Source organism: Reyranella sp., from assembly GCF_004297265.1.
GTDB lineage: Bacteria > Pseudomonadota > Alphaproteobacteria > Reyranellales > Reyranellaceae > Reyranella.
This window is the reverse complement of record NZ_SCUT01000065.1, coordinates 84,565-101,790: the sequence shown is the minus strand read 5'-3', so window position 1 is coordinate 101,790 and position 17,226 is coordinate 84,565. Positions and strand designations below refer to the sequence as shown.

17 protein-coding genes are annotated in these 17,226 nt (G+C 66.3%); 13 read left to right on the top strand and 4 right to left on the bottom strand.

The window, feature by feature from the left end:
* Position 1 precedes the first annotated feature (1 nt).
* The 3 genes from EPO41_RS29440 (at position 2) to EPO41_RS29430 (ending at position 4,060) form a co-directional block, all read left to right on the top strand.
* Entirely contained in the window at positions 2-673 is a 672-nt protein-coding gene (locus EPO41_RS29440) for a nitroreductase (protein WP_296333196.1), read from the top strand.
* An 85-nt stretch (positions 674-758) separates the two neighbouring features.
* Positions 759-2,696, top strand: a complete 1,938-nt coding sequence (acs, locus tag EPO41_RS29435) for an acetate--CoA ligase (protein WP_296333194.1) — start codon at positions 759-761, stop codon at positions 2,694-2,696.
* A gap of 8 nt (positions 2,697-2,704) precedes the next feature.
* Positions 2,705-4,060, top strand: a complete 1,356-nt coding sequence (locus tag EPO41_RS29430; RefSeq protein WP_296333191.1) for an amidase — start codon at positions 2,705-2,707, stop codon at positions 4,058-4,060.
* A 141-nt stretch (positions 4,061-4,201) separates the two neighbouring features.
* Here the strand turns inward: EPO41_RS29430 and EPO41_RS29425 are convergent, their stop codons facing one another.
* Positions 4,202-4,837: a flavin reductase family protein gene (locus EPO41_RS29425; protein ID WP_296333189.1), complete on the bottom strand. Its 636-nt coding sequence runs from the start codon at positions 4,835-4,837 to the stop codon at positions 4,202-4,204.
* Between the two features lie 96 nt (positions 4,838-4,933).
* On the opposite strand from EPO41_RS29425, the gene EPO41_RS29420 reads away from it, so the two are divergent.
* The 8 genes from EPO41_RS29420 (at position 4,934) to EPO41_RS29385 (ending at position 11,131) form a co-directional block, all read left to right on the top strand.
* Positions 4,934-5,512, top strand: coding sequence for an SCO family protein (locus tag EPO41_RS29420; RefSeq protein ID WP_296333186.1), 579 nt, complete (start codon positions 4,934-4,936; stop codon positions 5,510-5,512).
* A 76-nt stretch (positions 5,513-5,588) separates the two neighbouring features.
* The gene (gene phaZ / locus EPO41_RS29415; protein WP_296333184.1) at positions 5,589-6,809 is read left to right on the top strand and encodes a polyhydroxyalkanoate depolymerase; all 1,221 of its coding nucleotides are present in this window, start codon (positions 5,589-5,591) and stop codon (positions 6,807-6,809) included.
* 49 nt (positions 6,810-6,858) lie between these two features.
* Positions 6,859-7,662 (top strand): mechanosensitive ion channel domain-containing protein, encoded by an 804-nt coding sequence (locus EPO41_RS29410; protein ID WP_296333181.1) that lies wholly within the window; start codon positions 6,859-6,861, stop codon positions 7,660-7,662.
* 18 nt (positions 7,663-7,680) lie between these two features.
* Positions 7,681-8,541, top strand: coding sequence for a metallophosphoesterase (locus tag EPO41_RS29405; RefSeq protein WP_296333179.1), 861 nt, complete (start codon positions 7,681-7,683; stop codon positions 8,539-8,541).
* A 75-nt stretch (positions 8,542-8,616) separates the two neighbouring features.
* On the top strand, positions 8,617-9,006 hold the full coding sequence (locus EPO41_RS29400) for a YciI family protein (protein ID WP_296333177.1): 390 nt from the start codon (positions 8,617-8,619) through the stop codon (positions 9,004-9,006).
* Entirely contained in the window at positions 9,003-10,244 is a 1,242-nt protein-coding gene (locus EPO41_RS29395; RefSeq protein ID WP_296333176.1) for an RNA polymerase sigma factor, read from the top strand. The genes EPO41_RS29400 and EPO41_RS29395 overlap by 4 nt, the downstream gene beginning before the upstream one ends.
* A gap of 77 nt (positions 10,245-10,321) precedes the next feature.
* Positions 10,322-10,732, top strand: a complete 411-nt coding sequence (locus EPO41_RS29390; RefSeq protein WP_296333173.1) for a glyoxalase/bleomycin resistance/extradiol dioxygenase family protein — start codon at positions 10,322-10,324, stop codon at positions 10,730-10,732.
* 24 nt (positions 10,733-10,756) lie between these two features.
* Complete coding sequence (locus tag EPO41_RS29385; protein WP_363247784.1) at positions 10,757-11,131, top strand: DoxX family protein; 375 nt, start codon at positions 10,757-10,759, stop codon at positions 11,129-11,131.
* 1 nt (position 11,132) lies between these two features.
* Here EPO41_RS29385 and EPO41_RS29380 read toward each other — a convergent pair whose 3' ends face one another.
* The 3 genes from EPO41_RS29380 to recQ all read right to left on the bottom strand — a co-directional run bounded on the left by EPO41_RS29380 (position 11,133) and on the right by recQ (position 16,590).
* Entirely contained in the window at positions 11,133-13,052 is a 1,920-nt protein-coding gene (locus EPO41_RS29380) for a PAS domain-containing sensor histidine kinase (protein ID WP_296333167.1), read from the bottom strand.
* Between the two features lie 116 nt (positions 13,053-13,168).
* Positions 13,169-14,662, bottom strand: a complete 1,494-nt coding sequence (locus EPO41_RS29375) for an ATPase domain-containing protein (RefSeq protein WP_296333164.1) — start codon at positions 14,660-14,662, stop codon at positions 13,169-13,171.
* A gap of 110 nt (positions 14,663-14,772) precedes the next feature.
* The gene (gene recQ, locus EPO41_RS29370; protein ID WP_296333160.1) at positions 14,773-16,590 is read right to left on the bottom strand and encodes a DNA helicase RecQ; all 1,818 of its coding nucleotides are present in this window, start codon (positions 16,588-16,590) and stop codon (positions 14,773-14,775) included.
* A gap of 156 nt (positions 16,591-16,746) precedes the next feature.
* Here recQ and EPO41_RS29365 point away from each other — a divergent pair, with 156 nt between their 5' ends.
* Positions 16,747-16,986, top strand: coding sequence for a hypothetical protein (locus tag EPO41_RS29365; RefSeq protein WP_296333158.1), 240 nt, complete (start codon positions 16,747-16,749; stop codon positions 16,984-16,986).
* A 109-nt stretch (positions 16,987-17,095) separates the two neighbouring features.
* Positions 17,096-17,224 (top strand): hypothetical protein, encoded by a 129-nt coding sequence (locus EPO41_RS29360; RefSeq protein WP_296333156.1) that lies wholly within the window; start codon positions 17,096-17,098, stop codon positions 17,222-17,224.
* Positions 17,225-17,226: the final 2 nt, after the last annotated feature.

Genomic DNA, 17,226 nt, shown 5'->3' with positions numbered 1-17,226 from the left:
CATGCGCGTGTCCGAAGCCGTCAACTCCCGCCGCTCCATGCGCGTCTTCAAGCCGGATCCCGTGGCCAAGGCCGACATCGAATGGATCATCGAGACCGCCAACCGCTCGGCCTCGAACGGCAACCTGCAGCCCTGGAAGCTCTATGTGACCATGGGCGCGGCGCGGAAGCGGCTCTCCGCCGCGATCCTGAAAGCCATGGACGAGGGCGATAACGGTCCGGGCGCGGAGTACCACATCTATCCGCAGGAATTCACGCCGGTGTACGACGCGCGCCGCAAGCTCGTCGGCAAGCAGCTCTACACCCTGCTCGGGGTGCCGCGCGGCGATGCGGCCGGCATGCTGAAGCAGTTCCGCAAGAACTACGAGTTCTTCGACGCGCCGGTCGGCATGATCCTCTGCGTCGAGAAGCGCATGGGCAACGGCCAGTGGATCGACTGCGGCATCTTCCTCGACCAGCTCATGCTGCTGGCGCGCGAGAAGGGTCTGCACACCTGCCCGCAGGCCGCTTTCAGCCGCTACCAGCACGTGGTGCGGCGCGAACTGGGGATCCCCGACGACCAGACGGTGATCTGCGGTCTCGCCCTGGGCCATGCCGATCCCGACGTGGTGCCCAACAGCCTGATCACCGAACGCGCGCCGATCCAGGACTTCACGACCTGGTTCAGCGAGTGACGCCCAAAGTCGAATTGCCGAGCCCGGCGGCAGCGGGCTAGAACGCGGGTAATTCAAGGCACAAAGCCGAAGCCGGAGGAAAGCCATGGCCGATGAAGTGATCGCCGTCAGCGCGGACTGGGCCAAACGCGCCTATGTCGACGAGGCCAAGTACAAGGCGATGTACCAGGCCTCGGTCGACGACCCCGCCGGGTTCTGGAACGAGCACGGCAAGCGGGTCGACTGGATCAAGCCGTACACCCCGGGCGCCGTGCGCGACGTCGACTACAGTGGCGACGTCCGCATCCGCTGGTTCCACGACGGCGTGCTGAACGTCTCGGCCAACTGCATCGACCGTCATCTCAGCCATCGCGCCGACCAGACCGCCATCATCTGGGAAGGCGACGATCCGGCGAAGTCCGAGAAGATCACCTATCGCAAGCTGCACGACGAAGTCTGCCGCATGGCGAACGCGTTGAAGGAACTCGGCGTGAAGAAGGGAGATCGCGTCACGATCTACCTGCCGATGATCCCCGAGGCGGCCTACGCGATGCTGGCCTGCGCGCGCATCGGCGCCATCCATTCCGTCGTGTTCGGCGGCTTCTCGCCCGACAGCCTCGCCAACCGCCTGGTCGACTGCGACAGCAACGTCGTGGTCACCGCCGACGAGGGCCTGCGCGCCGGCAAGCACGTACCACTCAAGGCCAATTGCGACGAGGCGCTGAAGAAGGCGCCCGGCGTGAAGAAGGTGCTGGTGGTGAAGCACACCGGCGGCAAGGTCGACTGGAACACCGATCGCGACGTCTGGTGGCACGAGATCGCCGCCAAGGTTCCGGCCGAGTGCGTGCCTGAGCCGATGGGTGCCGAGGATCCGCTGTTCATCCTCTACACGTCGGGCTCGACCGGCAAGCCGAAGGGCGTGCTGCACACGACCGGCGGCTACATCGTCTATGCGTCGATGACCCACCAGTACGTGTTCGATTATCACGACGGCGACGTCTACTGGTGCACCGCCGACGTGGGCTGGGTGACCGGCCACAGCTACATCCTGTACGGACCGCTGGCCAACGGCGCCACGACCCTCATGTTCGAGGGCGTGCCCAACTATCCCGATTCCAGCCGCTTCTGGCAGGTGATCGACAAGCACCAGGTGAACATCTTCTACACCGCCCCCACCGCGATCCGCGCGCTGATGCGCGAGGGCGAGGCGCCGGTGAAGAAGACCAGCCGGAAGAGCCTGCGCCTGCTGGGCTCGGTCGGCGAGCCGATCAATCCCGAAGCCTGGCTGTGGTATCACCGCGTGGTCGGCGACGATCGCTGCCCGATCGTCGATACCTGGTGGCAGACCGAGACCGGCGGCATCCTGATCACGCCGCTGCCCGGCGCCACGGCGCTGAAGCCCGGCTCGGCGACGCTGCCCTTCTTCGGCGTCCAGCCGGTGATGGTCGACGCCGAGGGCAACGAGCTGCAAGGGCCCTGCACCGGCAATCTCTGCCTGATCAATTCCTGGCCAGGGCAGATGCGTACCGTCTATGGCGATCACCAGCGCTTCATCGAGACCTACTTCAGGACCTATCCGGGCAAGTACTTCACCGGCGACGGCGCCCGGCGCGACGAGGACGGCTACTACTGGATCACCGGCCGGGTCGACGACGTGATCAACGTCTCCGGCCATCGCATCGGCACCGCCGAGGTTGAGAGCGCGCTGGTCGCCAACACCAAGGTGGCCGAGGCCGCCGTGGTCGGCTTCCCGCACGACATCAAGGGCCAGGGCATCTACGCCTACGTCACCCTGAAGGCCGGCCAGCAATCCTCCGAGGAGCTGCGCAAGGAGCTGGTCGCCTGGGTACGCAAGGAGATCGGCCCGATCGCCACGCCCGACGTGATCCAGTGGGCGCCCGGCCTGCCCAAGACGCGTTCGGGCAAGATCATGCGCCGCATCCTGCGCAAGATCGCAGAGAACGATTTCAGCAACCTGGGCGACACGTCCACGCTCGCCGACCCGATGGTCGTCGACGATCTCGTGAAGCACCGCGGCAAGTAAGGACACCGATGGCCAACCCGACGATCACCCAGCTCGCCGCGGACCTGGCCGCCGGCCGCACCACCTCGCGCCAGCTCACGGAAGAAGCGCTGGCGCGCATCGAGGACTCCAAGGGCGAAGGCAAGCGCGCCTTCGTGAAGGTCTGGAAGGACCAGGCACTGGCCGCAGCGGACGCGAGCGACGGCCTGCGCAAGGCGGGCCTCGTGCCCTCAGCCCTCGCCGGCCTCCCGGTCTCGATCAAGAACCTCTGCGACGTTGCGGGCGAAACGACCCTTTCGGGCTCGAAAGCGCTCGACGATGCCAAACCCGCCACGGCGGACGCGCCGGTGGTGGCGCGCCTGCGCGCGGCCGGCGCGGTGATCGTCGGCAGCACCAACATGAGCGAGTTCGCCTTCTCGGGCGTCGGCTTCAACCCGCATTACGGCACGCCGGGCAATCCGGCCGACCGCACGCGCGTGCCGGGCGGATCCTCGGCCGGCGCCGCCGTGTCGGTGGCCGACCGGATGGCCGTCGCGGCGCTGGGCACCGACACCGGCGGCTCGGTGCGCATTCCCGCCGCGGTCTGTGGGCTCGTGGGCTTCAAGCCGACGGCGCGCCGCGTGCCGATCGACGGCGTGATCCCGCTCTCGACCTCGCTCGATTCGATCGGTCCCCTCGCCAACTCCGTCGAGGACTGCGCCCTCGTCGACGCCGTCTTCGCCGGTGAACTCGGAAAGGGGCCGATCTCGGTGCCCGATCCTGCGCCGCTTGCAGGCCTGCGCTTCGCCATCCCGAAGCACTTCGTGATGGACGATCTCGATGCAACGGTCGCCAAGGCCTTCGAGCGCGCCTGCAAAGCGTTGGCAGCCCGGGGCGTCAGGATCGAGCAGATCGACCTCGCCGAGCTGAACGAGCTGCCGGGCATCAACGCCAAGGGCGGGTTCGCGGCCTCCGAGGCCTATGCCTGGCATAAGGAACTGATCGCGCGCCGCGGCCAGGATTACGACCCGTTCGTCCATCCGCGCATCATGCGCGGCAAGGACATGACGGCGGCCGACTACATCGAGCTGCTGGCGAAACGCGCCGATCTCTGCCGCCGCGTCTCGGCCATCACCGCGAACTACGACGCGGTGATCATGCCGACCTGCGCCATCGTCGCGCCGACGATCGAGGAAGTCTCGACACCCGAGGGCTTCACCCAGAAGAACCTGCTGCTGCTGCGCAACACCACGGTCGGCAACTTCCTCGATCGCTGCGCCATCAGCCTGCCATGCCATGCCGCTGGCGAGCTGCCCGTCGGCTTCATGCTGATGGGCGAGGCCATGGCCGACAAGCGCGTGCTGGCAATGGCGCGGTCGGTGGCGCCGGTCGTCGCGGGGCAGTGAGCGTAGAACTGCCGGCGTCTCGACGGGAGCGCGCAGCGCGGAGTGGAGAGACCTTCTCTCCACCAAAAGCCAGAAAATCGTTGAGAGAAGGTATCTCCGCTACGCCGAGCTACGCTCGGCTCCGGTCGAGACGACGGGATTTCACTGATACCGCGGATCGTCCGGACGCCGCATCTTCCAGACGTTCTCGACCGTCGTGTATTCGCTGTAGCCCAGCCGCGCGACCGGCTTCATCGACAGGATGTCGACCCTGCCGTCCTTCAGGATGGCGTCGTCGATATGGATGCCGACCACCTGGCCCAGCACGATCGAGCCGCGCTTGGCCTCAAAGCCCGGCTCCTCCGGCAGCTCGACCGTCTTCCAGTACTTGCACTCCAGCGCGACCGGCGATTCCTTGACCCGTGGCGGCTTCACGAAGCGGCAGGGCTCGGGCGTCAGGCCGGCGAGCTTCATCTCGTCGATGCCGTAGGCCACCATCGCGGTGGTGATGTTCATCTTCTCGCTCATCTCCGCGGTCACCATGTTGACCACGAACTCGCCGGTCTCCTCGGCGTTCATGCGGCTGTGCTTGGTCGGCGTGTCTCCATAGGTGCCGGTGATGGCGAAGTAGACCATGGGCGGGAACTCGCCGACGCCATTGTAGAAGCTGTAGGGCGCGAGATTGACCCGGCCCTGGCCGTCGACCGTCGAGATCCAGCCGATCGGCCGCGGCACGATCAGCGCCTTCAGCGGATCCTGCGGCAGTCCGTGGTCGCGCTTCGAAGCATCGTAGAACATCGCACTTCCCTTCCCGGTCGAAACACAAAGGCAGAGAGGTTGTGCGACGAGCGGTCCGGCTTGTCGAGGCGGCCGCGACGGCCCATGTTTCGCGCCATGTCACGCACCATGAAGGCGCTGCTGGGCGTCTGGATCGCGGCGCTCGTCGTCGCGGCCGGCTGGATCGGCTGGGATGCCACGCAGGGCGGCAAGCCGTCGATCGGCGGGCCGTTCAAGCTCGTCGACCAGGACGGCCGCCCCTTTTCGAGCGATCAGCTCAAGGGCAAGCCGACCCTGATCTATTTCGGCTTCACCTATTGTCCCGACGTCTGCCCGACCTCGCTGCTGCTGATGGAAACGGCTGTCGAGAAACTGGGACCGGACGCGGCCAAGAAGGTGAACCTCGTCTTCATCACCATCGATCCCGAGCGCGACACGCCGGAATTGCTCAAGGGCTATGTCCCTAACTTCGGGCCGGGGATCATCGGCCTCACGGGAACGCCGCAGCAGATCGCCGACGTGGCCAAGGCCTATCGCGTCTATTACCAGAAGGTACCCGGCAAGGAGGGCTCGCCCTACCTCATGGACCACTCCTCCATCGTCTACCTGCTTGATCGCAATGGCCGGTTCGTCACTCACTTCACCCATGACGCCAAGGCCGAAACCATCGCCAATGCCGTGGGACGGTTGCTCTAAGTCATTGATTCTTCACGTTTGCTGCATCGCACTATGGACGTGACAAGCTCCGGCTTGAGCGTACAATCCGCGCCCCATGCTTTATCAAGCGTACGAATTCCAGCGTCAGCTCGCCGCCCCCATCCGCATGTGGGCCGGCGCCCTCGAGCAGGTCTATTCCAGCCCCTACAATCCATGGGCGGAAACCTGGTTCGGCAAGTCGATCGCCGCCAGTGCGGAGATCATGACCCGGCTCACCCGCAGCTACGGCAAGCCGGCGTTCGGGTTGAAGACGACGACGGTCGGCGACGAGACCGTCGCGGTCAACGAAGAGATCCTGCTGCGCAAGCCGTTCTGCCAGCTCCTCCGCTTCCGTCGCGACACCACGCGGCGCGATCCCAAGGTCCTGGTCGTGGCGCCGATGAGCGGCCATTACGCCACCCTGCTGCGCGGTACGGTCGAGGCCCTGCTGCCGGACCATGACGTTCACATCACCGACTGGATCGACGCGCGTGAAGTGCCGCTGAGCCAGGGCAACTTCGACCTCGACGACTACATCGACTACGTCGCCGACTTCTGCCGCTATCTCGGCCCCGACGTCCATGTCATCGCCGTCTGCCAGCCCTCGGTGCCCGTGATGGGCGCCGCCGCGCTGATGGCCGAGGCGAAAGACCCGCGCCAGCCCAAGTCGCTGACCCTGATGGGCGGCCCGATCGACACCCGCGTCAGCCCCACGGTTCCCAACGACCTGGCGATGCGCAATTCGATGATGTGGTTCCGCCAGAACGTCATCTCGACGGTGCCGCTCAATTATCCGGGCGCGATGCGCCGGGTCTATCCGGGCTTCCTGCAGCTCACCTCGTTCATCAGCATGAACCTCGATCGCCACGTGAACGCGCACGTGCGGCAGTTCGAGCATCTGGTGAAGGGTGACGACGACCCGGCGAGCGCCCACCGCGCCTTCTACGACGAATATCTCGCGGTGATGGATCTCAGCGCCGAGTTCTATCTCCAGACCATCGAGGTCGTGTTCAAGGAACACCTGCTGCCGCGCGGCGAGTGGGTGAGCCGCGGCCGCAAGATCGATCCCTCGTTCATCGAGACCGCCCTGATGACGGTCGAGGGCGAGCTCGACGACATTTCGGGCGTCGGCCAGACCAAGGCGGCGCATGCGCTGACGCCCAACATTCCCGGCGCGCGGCACGTCCACTGGGAGCAGCCGCGGGTCGGTCATTACGGCATCTTCAACGGCCGCAAGTGGCGCGAGCAGATCATGCCGCGCATCCGCGCCTTCATCCGCGAGAACGACGTCCACTAGCCAGGTACCGCGAGGCAACCGCGGCGCTCCGTCCCGCGTTGGCTCTTCCATGGGTATCGAACAGCAGTGGGAGAATGCGGCCAACGTGCTGGTCGCGTTGGTCACCACTTACGGCCTGAGGGTGCTGGGCGCCATCATCATCCTGTGCGCGGGGTGGATGACGTCGCGCCTGCTCTATACGGCGGTGGTCCGGCTGTGCCAGAAATCGCCGCGCATCGACCGCACCGTGGCGCTCTTCATCGGCAACGGCGTTCGCTACACGGTCCTCGTCTTCACCTTCGTCGCCGTCCTCACGACCTTCGGCATCGCCACGACGAGCTTCGTCGCCGTCCTCGGCGCCCTGGGCATTGCCATCGGCCTCGCCCTCCAGGGCACCCTGAGCAATCTTGCCGCCGGAATCATGCTGGTCGTGTTCCGGCCCTTCCATATCGGCGACCGGGTCGAGACGGGCGGCGTGACCGGCGTCGCGCGCGAGATCAACCTGTTCTTCACCGAGATCGACGGCGACGACAATACCCGCATCATCATCCCCAACGGCAAGCTGTGGGGCGAGATCGTGAAGGTGCCGACGCGCAATGACACCGCCCGGATCGACCTGCGGATACCACGGCCGGCCAACGAAGATGTCGGGACATCGATCTCACGTCTGAAACACCTGATCGAGCGCGACCAGCGCACCTTGAACGTCTCCACGATCGGTATCGACACCCTCGAAGCCGACAAATACATCCTGGCGGCGCAGGTCTGGACGCAGCGCGAGTCGCTCACAGCCCTGAAATACGACCTGAACCGGAGCATCAAGGAAGAGTTCGACCGCAAGCCGCCGGCTGCAGTGGAGCGCCGCGCCGGATAGGGTTAGCATTACCCTGCCATGGCCGACCTGCCCGTCACGATTTCCGAGTGGGAACCCGCCCCCTTCGCCCTGAGGGGCGAGACGGTGTTCGCCATCGGCGACGTCCACGGCTGTGCGGCCGAACTCGGGGCGCTCCTGAAATCGATCGCCACGCTCGCAGGCGAGACCACGGGTAGCAGGCGCCGGCTGATCTATCTCGGCGACATGATCAACCGGGGCCCCGACAGCATCGGCGTCCTGAAACAGTGGGCCCAGGACGAGGAAGCCCACGGAGTCGACCATGTCGACCGGCTGATGGGCAACCACGAGATCATGATGATGCTCACGGTCGTCGGCGGGCCACACGCGCACAAGGCCGAGACCATGTGGCTCAGCAAGCGCATGGGCGGCCACATCCTGCTCGACGAGATGGCGGCCCGCGCCGGCCATCCGGCGTCGCATGCCGACCAGGCGCTGCTGCACGATGCCCTGGGCGAGACGGTCGTGCACCGGCTGCAGGGCATGCGCTCGCACGTTCGGCTGGGCAACACGGTGTTCGTCCATGGCGGCCTCGATCCCCATGCCGATCAGGACGAGTTCCTCGCCCGCCCCTGGCTGATCTTCACCGAGGCGCGCTGGGCCTGGATCAACCACGGCTTCCTCGACTGGAAGCAGGGCTTCGGCGGTACGCTGGTGGTCCACGGCCACACGCCGCCCGACAAGCACCGGAAGATCAGCGGCATGGAAGACACGCACCTGTTCGAGGGCGACCGCCTGTGCCTCGACGGCGGCAGCGCCCGCACGGGTATCGTCGCCGGGGCGGAAATCCGGGATGGGCGCTATCGCATCCTGAAGGCCGGCACGCCCTTCGAGACTCCGGTCTCTTCCGACGCCGAGTAGGCGAAAATATTCCCTACCGGGCTGTCGGCAGATGGCCTGTCCTGACGTCCTGGGTAACAGAGGAACCGCAAACCCATGCTCTACGCCATCCTTTGCTACAATTCCGAGGAAGCCATCGGTTCGTGGTCGAAGGAGTACCACGACGAGACGATGACGAAGCTCTATGCCGTGAACGACAAGCTCGCGCGGCAAGGCCGGCTGGGGCCGGTGGCCCGCCTGCTGCCGACGACGGCGGCCACGACCCTGCGCAAGGGGCGCGAGGAGATGGTGATCGACGGGCCGTTCGCCGAGACCAAGGAGCAGCTCCTCGGCTTCTATGTGATCGATTGTGCCTCGCTCGAGGCTGCCATCGACACGGCCAAGGAACTCGCCAAGGCCAATCCCGGGACCGGCAGCTACGAAATCCGCCCCGTGGCCGAGTTCCATCCCAGCCAACTTCCTGAAGCGAAGAAGCCAGCGGCATGAACGACCTCGGCTGGATCGATCCGGTTCTGGGCGCAGCGCGTCCCCAGGTGATGGGGGCGCTGCTGCGTTACTTCCGGAAGCTCGATACGGCCGAGGAAGCCTTCCAGGAAGCCTGCCTGCGCGCCCTGAAGACCTGGCCGCAGAACGGCCCGCCGCGCGACCCCGCCGCCTGGCTGATCCTGGTCGGGCGCAATGCTGCGATGGACCAGGTGCGGCGGCAGGCCAGGCAGAGCGAACTGCCCGACGAGGCGGTGCTGTCGGACCTCGACGATGCCGAGGCGTCGCTGGCCGACCGGCTCGACGGCGAGCACTACAAGGACGATATCCTGCGGTTGCTGTTCATCTGCTGCCATCCCGAATTGCCGGCGACGCAACAGATCGCCCTGGCCTTGCGCATCGTCTGCGGACTCTCGGTGAAGCAGATCGCGCAGGCCTTCCTGGTGGGCGAAGCGGCGATGGAGCAGCGCATCACGCGCGCCAAGGCCCGCATCGGCAATGCCGGGGTCGCCTTCGAGACGCCGGGCGCGCCGGAGCGGGCAGAGCGGCTCGCGGTCGTCGCCGCCATGATCTACCTCCTGTTCAACGAAGGCTATTCTTCGAGCAGCAGCCGCGAGGCCGATGCGCGCAAGCCGCTGGCCGAGGAGGCGATCTGGCTCGCCCGGCTGCTGCTGCGCCTGTTTCCCGCCGAGCCCGAGATCATGGGCATGCTGGCGTTGATGCTGCTGCAGCGGGCACGGGCAAAGGCCCGCTTCGACGGGGACGGCAACGTCGTGCTGCTGGAAGACCAGGATCGCAGCCTGTGGAGCCAGCCGCGCATCGCCGAGGGCCTTGCGCTGATCGACAAGGCGATGCGCCACCGCCGGCCCGGCCCTTACCAGGTCCAGGCCGCCATCGCCGCGCTGCACGCCAGGGCGAAGCGCGCCGAGGACACCGACTGGGCGCAGATCGACCTGCTCTATGCCAATCTCGAACGACTGCAGCCGTCGCCGGTGGTGACGCTCAACCGCGCCGTCGCCGTTTCCAAGGTGAAGGGCCCCCAGGCCGCGCTCGAGATGATCGAACCGCTCGGCCAGCGGCTGTGGGGCTATTTCTATTTCCATGGCGTGAAGGGCGCGCTGCTGGAGCAGCTCGAGCGGCCCCTCGAGGCGCGCGAGGCCTTCAGCCACGCGATCGCGCTGGCCAACAGCCCGGCCGAGGCCGCGCACATTCGCCAGCATCTCGACCGGCTCTCATCGTAGAAAAAATTACGGCGGCACTGTCGGAGTCGACATCGGCCGGCCGTCCTCGGGACATGACATCAGCCAAGGAGACCGTCATGACCCCAGCCGTTCAGCCGCCGGTGCTCGGTGGCCCCTGCCCCTACCTCTCGGTCAGCAACGCGGCCAAGGCCGCCGACTATTACGTCGCGGCGCTCGGCGCCCGGGAAGTGATGCGCATGCCGCCCGACGACAAGGGCCGCTACATGCACATCCATCTGGTGATCAATGGCGGCTCGCTGATGCTCGCCGATGCCTTTCCCGAGCACGGCGCACCGCTGGAGAAGCCCGCCGCCTTCACCCTCCATCTCCAGGTCGACGATGTCGATGCCGCCTTCGACCGGGCGATCAAGGCCGGTGCCACGGTCGCGCTGCCGGTGCAGGACATGTTCTGGGGCGACCGCTACGGCCAGTTCCGCGATCCATTCGGCGTGCTCTGGTCGATGGGCACGCCCATCAGGAAGGGCTGACCGGTCGTGGTCTCGACCAAGGCATTGTGGGCGGGTCGCGTGCTGAGCGGCCTCGCCATCCTGTTCCTGCTCTTCGACGGGTTGATCAAGCTGCCGCCGCTGGAGATCGTGACCACGACGTCGAAGGAAATGGGCCTGCCTGAAACCGATTCCTTCGCGCGCTTTCTGGGCATCGTGACGCTCGCCTGCACGGTCCTCTACGCTTGGCCGCGCACCGCGCTGCTGGGTGCGGTCCTGCTGACGGGCCTGTTCGGCGGCGCGATCGCGACCCACCTTCGGATCGGCAGCCCTCTGTTCAGCCACACGCTGTTCGGCATCTATCTGGGTGTTGTCGTCTGGGGCGGGCTCTGGCTGCGCGACGAGCGCGTGCGGCGGGTGATGCCATTCCTGTCCCGATGACTCAGCCGATCAGGCCCTGGATCTGCTCGGCCAGTTGCGCCTGCTGATAGGGCTTGTGGAGACGCGGCAGGTCGAACGGGGCGCGCGTCGGCAGGTCGGCGTAACCGGTGGCCAGCAGGATCGGCAGGCCGGGCCGCAGCGCGCGCGCTTCTTCGGCGAGCTGCAGGCCGGTCATGCCAGGCATGGCGTAGTCCGTGATCATCATGTCGATTGGCCTGCCGGTCCGCAGGACTTCGAGAGCTTGCGATCCCGACGACGCCGTGATGACGGTGTGCCCCAGATCCTCCAGCAGCGACGTCGTGCTGAGGCTGATGAGGAAGTCGTCGTCGACGAACAGCAGCGTCGCATGGCGTTTGCCGTCGGGCGTCCGCGCCGTGGCTTCTGGGGCGGCGGCCTCCATCGCGTCATGAGCCATCGGCAGCCATAATTCTGCGCGCGTGCCTCGCCCGGGCGTGCTGAACAGGCGCAGCGCGCCCTTGAGCTGCAGCGCAAGGCCGTGGATCATCGAAAGGCCCAGGCCCGTTCCCTTGCCGACTTCCTTGGTCGAGAAGAAGGGTTCGATCGCCCTGCGCAGCGTTTCGTCATCCATCCCGGAGCCCGTGTCGGAGACGGTGAGCCGAACATAGCGACCGGCCGCGAGATCGCGCGTCACGTCCGTCTCTGCAAGATCGAGCGCGAGGGTCAGCGTGCCGCCGTCGGGCATGGCGTCGCGGCTGTTGACCGCGAGATTGAGCAGCGCGAGCTCGACCTGGTTGGCATCGACATGGGCGGGCGGAATGCCGGCCGGGAGATCCTGGATCATCGTGACCGAAGGACCGAGTGACCGGCGCAACAGGTCGTCCATGCCGCGCACCAGGTCGGCGAGGTCCACCGGCCGGGCATCCAGCGCCTGGTGCCGGGCGAAAGCCAGCAGGCGCTGTGTCAGCGCCGCGCCACGCTGTGCGCCCTGCATGGCGCCATCGATCAGCCGATCGCTGGACGGGCTGGACTGCACGCGCTTGCGGAGGAGCTCCAGGTTGCCGATCACTGCCGTCAGGAGATTGTTGAAGTCGTGGGCGACGCCGCCCGTGAGCTGGCCGATCGATTCGAGCTTCTGCATCTGGCGAAGCTGCGCCTCGGTGCGCTCGCGCTCGGCAATCTGCGCCAGCAGTTCGTCGTGAGCCTGGCGAAGCTGCGCCGTCCGCTCCTGAACGCGCCTTTCGAGCAGTTCGTTCAGGCCTTGGAGGCTCGCTTCAGCGCCCTTACGAACCGTAATGTCGGACGCGACGCCCACGAAGCGCTGCGGCGATCCGCCGGCGACACGAACGAGGCGGGCCCGGACATCCAGCCACAGGCTTTCCCCATCGGGCCGCCCGAACCGGAGATCCACGGCAAAGTCCTGACCCGTGCTCATGCTGCGGCTGAGCGCCCCGGCTACGGAAGCGCGGTCGTCGGGCGCGATACCACGCATCAGGTCATCCAGTCCGACATCCTGCAGCTCGGTGCGGCCCAAGAGCATTTTGCCCTCGACGGAGACGTTGAGGCGCGACGTCGCGAAGTCGAACTCCCAGGCAGCCAGCCGTCCGGCATGCAGCGCCGTCCGAAGCCGCTGGTCGCTCTCGCGCAAATTGGCCAGCAGCCGGCGGGTCTCATGCTGGCGCCGCCTTCCCTTCACGGCTGCGCGCGAGACACTGAGGAGGGTCGTGGGATGAAAAGGTCGTTCGATGAAAGAGACGTTGCCGAGGGTCTCGAGCCAGCGCGATGCGATCGGGTTGCGCTCCGGCCCGCCACCGCGGTCGGTCACCAGCAGGAAAGGCAGGTCGGACCATGGCGGCTGGCTGGCAAGCCAGGCCGAGAGGGGATTGAGATCGGCACCGTGAATTGCCTCCTCGGTCATCAGCAGGAAAGCGACGTCCTCGTCGAGACATCGGACAACGGCCATGAGGTCGGGACACGCGACGCAGGATACACCGGTCCGCTCGATCAATGAGCATGCCACCGCCGCATCACGTCCGCGCGGCGCAAGAACCAGGGCGCGCAGTTCCCGGGACGCATCGGTCATTCGCGCGATACCGGTCGGACAGGCGCGCGATTGCCCGGCAGCATGGGTGTTCCCCGCAGCACACCATGAAACTGCGAAAGCGGTTCGCCAATGTGAAGTCCCCGGTCCAGCCAGAATTCGCGGATCGTGTCCTCGTGCCTGCCACCCCTTTTCTTGATCACGGACAAGGCCCGTCGAACCGCCCCTTCCGCCTCGAAGAAGCGCAGCAGGATCACGGCGTCGGCCAGATAGGTGACGTCCACCGGCGACTTCATCTCGCCGATGATTCCCTGCTGCGCCATTGTGACGAAGGTCGAAACGCCAGTGCGGTTGAGGTACTGGATCAACTCGTGCATGTGCAGGACGAGCGAGTTCTCCTCCGGCATGGCGGCCTGATAGCCGTTCAGACTGTCGATAACGACAGTCTTCATTGCGGGATCGTTCGCCACCAGCCGGACGTTGTGCGCGAACTCTCCCGGTGACAACTCGGCCGCATCGAGCTGCATGATCTGTAGCCTGCCGGTCGCCTGCATGGCTGGAAAATCGAACCCCAGAGGCTTGGCACGATCGAAAATGAGACCGATCTCTTCGTCGAACACGAACATCGCGGCCTTGTCGCCCTTGCGAATTGCTTCTGCCACGAACTGCCAGGCCAGCGTGGTCTTGCCCGAACCGGCCGGTCCGACCAGCAAGGTACTGGAGCCCTGCTCGATCCCGCCGCCCAGGAGTGTATCGAACGCTGGCAGGCCCGTTCCGATCCGCCCGCGCTCGAAATCGCGGCGGTGCTCCGCTGCAACCAGACGGGGGAACACCTGCGCCCCGCCGGCGCGAATGACGAAATCATGGTAGCCACCCCGGAACCCCTGCGCGCGATACTTCACGATGCGCAGCCGCCGGCGCTCGGCACCGTAGTCCGGCGTGAGTTCCTCCAGCCGGATCACGCCGTGCGCGACGCTGTGAACCGTCTTGTCGAGCACATCCGTCGTGAGGTCGTCGAGCATCAGGACAGTGGCGCCGTGACGCGCGAAATAGTGCTTCAGCGCCAGGATCTGCCGCCGATAGCGCAGCGAACTCTGGGCAAGCAGCCGGATCTCCGACAGCGAATCGAGCACAATACGTTGCGCCTTGCTGCGCTCGACCGCCTGGAAGATGAGCTTCACTGTCTCGCCGAGTTCGAGGTCGGAGGAATACAGCAGGCTCTGCTGCTGGTCGGCATCGAGCAGGCTCTCCGGCGGCACGACCTCGAAGACCTCGATCTTGCCGTCAAGCTCCCAGCCGTGGGCCTCCGCGGTGTGGTGCAACTCCTTGGCGGTCTCGGACAGGGTTACATAAAGGCCGCGCTCGCCTGCCCGGGCTCCCTCCAGCAGGAATCGCAGGGCCATGGTGGTCTTGCCCGTTCCGGGACTTCCCTCGAGCAGGAAGACCCGGCCGGACGCCAGCCCGCCCAGTAGAATTTCGTCGAGACCCGGTACGCCGGTCCGGTCTTTGGATGTACCCTCCCTGGCGTCCATGGTTCCTCTCTGATCTCCGCCCGCAGGCCGCTTGGATCGCCTGCCCGCGAACAGGCAAAGGCGACCTTCACAACGAAGAAAAGAGGCGAAAAGTTCCGGGTTCGCCCCCGTCAGGGGCTGCGCGGCCCGATTGCAGCCAGGAATTCGGCCCCGTAGCGTTCGAGCTTGGCATCGCCGATCCCGTGGATTTCGCGCATGGCCGCCAGGGTCGAGGGCCGGTGGGTGGCGAGTTCGACGAGGGTGCGATCCGAGAAGACGACATAGGCGGGCACGTTCTGCGCCCGCGCCAGCCGGGTGCGCAGCGAGCGGAGAGAGTCGAGCAGCTCGCTGTCGGCATCGCTGACGATCGGCGGCGCCACGGCCCGCCCGCGGCGCTCGCCCCTGGAGGTCGCCGACGCGGCGATCTTGCGCAGCTCGACCTTCTGCCTGCCCTTCAGGACGGACCAGCCCTCGTCCGTCACCCACCAGCGCCCGTGCTCCATCAGGTCCTGGGCAATGAGTCCGACCGCCGAGAGCTGGCGGAAGATCGAACGCCAGTCCGCTGCCTTGCGGTTCTTGCCGACGCCGAAGGTCGGCAAGGCGTCGTGCCTGAACTTGGCGACATTGTCGGTGAGGTCGCCCGTCAGGACGGCGATGAGATGCTCCATGCCGAAACGCTCGCCGGTGCGCACGATGGCGGACATCGCCTTCTGCGCATCGACGGTCGCATCGAACAGCTCGACGCCTTCCTGGCAGAGATCGCAGTTGCCACAGGTCTCCGACGCCTCGCCGAAATACGCGAGCAGGGTCTGGCGTCGGCAACGCGGCGCCTCGGCAAGCGACAGCAGCGCGCCCAGCCGCTGACGCTCGATGCGCTTGCGCTCGTCGGAGGAATCGCCCTGCTCGATCTGCAGGCGGCGCAGCTGCATGTCGCCCAGCCCGTAGAGGGTCAGCGTATCGGCCGGCAGCCCGTCGCGGCCCGCACGTCCGATCTCCTGGTAATAGGCCTCCACGTTGGACGGCAGGTCTGCATGGCAGACGAAGCGCACGTCGGGCTTGTCGATGCCCATGCCGAAGGCGACGGTGGCCGTCATCACCAGCCCGTCTTCCTGCTGGAAGGCATCCTGGTTGGCGTCGCGCACGGATTTCTCGAGGCCGGCATGATAGGGCCGCGCGTTGATGCCTGCGGCCACCAGCGCCTCGGCGAGTTCCTCGACCTTGCGCCGCGAGGCGCAGTAGACGATGCCGCTCTCGCCGGGATGCGCCTGCACGAAGGACAGGACCTGGCGCGTCGAGCGCTCCTTGGGCTTGAAGGCGAGCTTGAGGTTGGGCCGGTCGAAGCTGCGCACGAAGACGCGCGGCTCAGCAGCGAACAGCTTCTCGACGATGTCGCCCCGCGTCGGCGCATCGGCGGTGGCGGTGAAGGCCAGCGTCTGCAGCCGGCCGCCGATCTGCCGCGCCAGGTTGCCGAGCGTCAGATACTCGGGACGGAAATCATGGCCCCATTGCGAGACGCAATGAGCCTCGTCGATCGCCATCATCGTGACCTGCGCCTCGGCCAGCATCTCGACCGTGTCGGGCCGCGCCAGCCGCTCCGGCGCGACATAGAGCAGGCGCAGCTCACGGCGGCGCAGCAGGCCCATCACCCGCGCGTTCTCGGCCGGGTCGTTGCTGGAATTGAGGCTGCCGGCGGCCACACCGGCGGCGGTCAGCGCCTGGACCTGGTCGCGCATCAGCGCAATCAGCGGCGACACCACCAGGGTGAGGCCGGGACGGGCAATGGCGGGAAGCTGGAAACAGAGCGACTTGCCGCTGCCAGTGGGCATGACCGCCAGCACGTTCTCGCCGGCCAGCACGGCGCGCACGATTTCCTCCTGGCCGGGGCGGAAAGCGTTGAATCCGAAGACGGAATGCAGCAGCGCGCGGGCGTTGGAGAGGGGATCGTTCATTGTTGGCGGCAAACTACCCCTCCAGGCCCGCCTGCGACCATGTGGAATGCCGTCGCTGAGGGATGGCTCTCCCGCCAACACCGTATCCAAAAGACCATCCCAGGATGGAACCCGCACTCTCCGTGCTCGTTCATCCATCAACGATAGGGGATACAAATGTTGGGATTGAGCCTCGCCGTGCTATTGGCGGCCGTGGGCATCGCGGCTTTTCCATGCTGGCGGCATAGCGCTGGCTGGGGCTACGGGCTGAGCACCGTCGCGGGAGGGCTGCTTTTCCTGGTGGCCGCATTCACCGTCGGCGAGCGCGCCGTGCCGCATTCGCAGTCGGCCACGCCCGCGCGAGCCCCGTCTTCTCGCGCGCACGCGGTGGTCGCCCAAGTGGAGGCGCTGAACTAGCGCGTCATTAATCGTACTTCGTACGGCAAAGCGCGTAGGATGAACCCATGGCCCGACGAAGCTGAGATTTTCTCCGCATCGACGCCAGGAAACCAATATTCCCATGTCCATGAAGCATCGCCGCGGCAACCGCGAGGCGAAGAAGCCCAAGCAAAACAAAGCCAAGATCGTCGCACCGACTTTCGCGTCGGCCATGGCCTCGCCCGTGAAACCCGCTGCCACGGCCAAGCGCAAATAGCG

What these genes read in the sequence shown, in the direction of transcription:
- EPO41_RS29425 (WP_296333189.1), bottom strand. Translation starts at nt 4,837, where the DNA reads ATGTTCTACGATGCTTCGAAGCGCGACCACGGACTGCCGCAGGATCCG.
- EPO41_RS29440 (WP_296333196.1), top strand. Translation starts at nt 2, where the DNA reads ATGCGCGTGTCCGAAGCCGTCAACTCCCGCCGCTCCATGCGCGTCTTC.
- EPO41_RS29400 (WP_296333177.1), top strand. Translation starts at nt 8,617, where the DNA reads ATGCTCTACGCCATCCTTTGCTACAATTCCGAGGAAGCCATCGGTTCG.
- EPO41_RS29365 (WP_296333158.1), top strand. Translation starts at nt 16,747, where the DNA reads ATGTTGGGATTGAGCCTCGCCGTGCTATTGGCGGCCGTGGGCATCGCG.
- EPO41_RS29375 (WP_296333164.1), bottom strand. Translation starts at nt 14,662, where the DNA reads ATGGACGCCAGGGAGGGTACATCCAAAGACCGGACCGGCGTACCGGGT.
- EPO41_RS29390 (WP_296333173.1), top strand. Translation starts at nt 10,322, where the DNA reads ATGACCCCAGCCGTTCAGCCGCCGGTGCTCGGTGGCCCCTGCCCCTAC.
- EPO41_RS29360 (WP_296333156.1), top strand. Translation starts at nt 17,096, where the DNA reads ATGAAGCATCGCCGCGGCAACCGCGAGGCGAAGAAGCCCAAGCAAAAC.
- phaZ (WP_296333184.1), top strand. Translation starts at nt 5,589, where the DNA reads ATGCTTTATCAAGCGTACGAATTCCAGCGTCAGCTCGCCGCCCCCATC.
- recQ (WP_296333160.1), bottom strand. Translation starts at nt 16,590, where the DNA reads ATGAACGATCCCCTCTCCAACGCCCGCGCGCTGCTGCATTCCGTCTTC.
- acs (WP_296333194.1), top strand. Translation starts at nt 759, where the DNA reads ATGGCCGATGAAGTGATCGCCGTCAGCGCGGACTGGGCCAAACGCGCC.
- EPO41_RS29395 (WP_296333176.1), top strand. Translation starts at nt 9,003, where the DNA reads ATGAACGACCTCGGCTGGATCGATCCGGTTCTGGGCGCAGCGCGTCCC.
- EPO41_RS29430 (WP_296333191.1), top strand. Translation starts at nt 2,705, where the DNA reads ATGGCCAACCCGACGATCACCCAGCTCGCCGCGGACCTGGCCGCCGGC.
- EPO41_RS29420 (WP_296333186.1), top strand. Translation starts at nt 4,934, where the DNA reads ATGTCACGCACCATGAAGGCGCTGCTGGGCGTCTGGATCGCGGCGCTC.
- EPO41_RS29380 (WP_296333167.1), bottom strand. Translation starts at nt 13,052, where the DNA reads ATGGCCGTTGTCCGATGTCTCGACGAGGACGTCGCTTTCCTGCTGATG.
- EPO41_RS29410 (WP_296333181.1), top strand. Translation starts at nt 6,859, where the DNA reads ATGGGTATCGAACAGCAGTGGGAGAATGCGGCCAACGTGCTGGTCGCG.
- EPO41_RS29405 (WP_296333179.1), top strand. Translation starts at nt 7,681, where the DNA reads ATGGCCGACCTGCCCGTCACGATTTCCGAGTGGGAACCCGCCCCCTTC.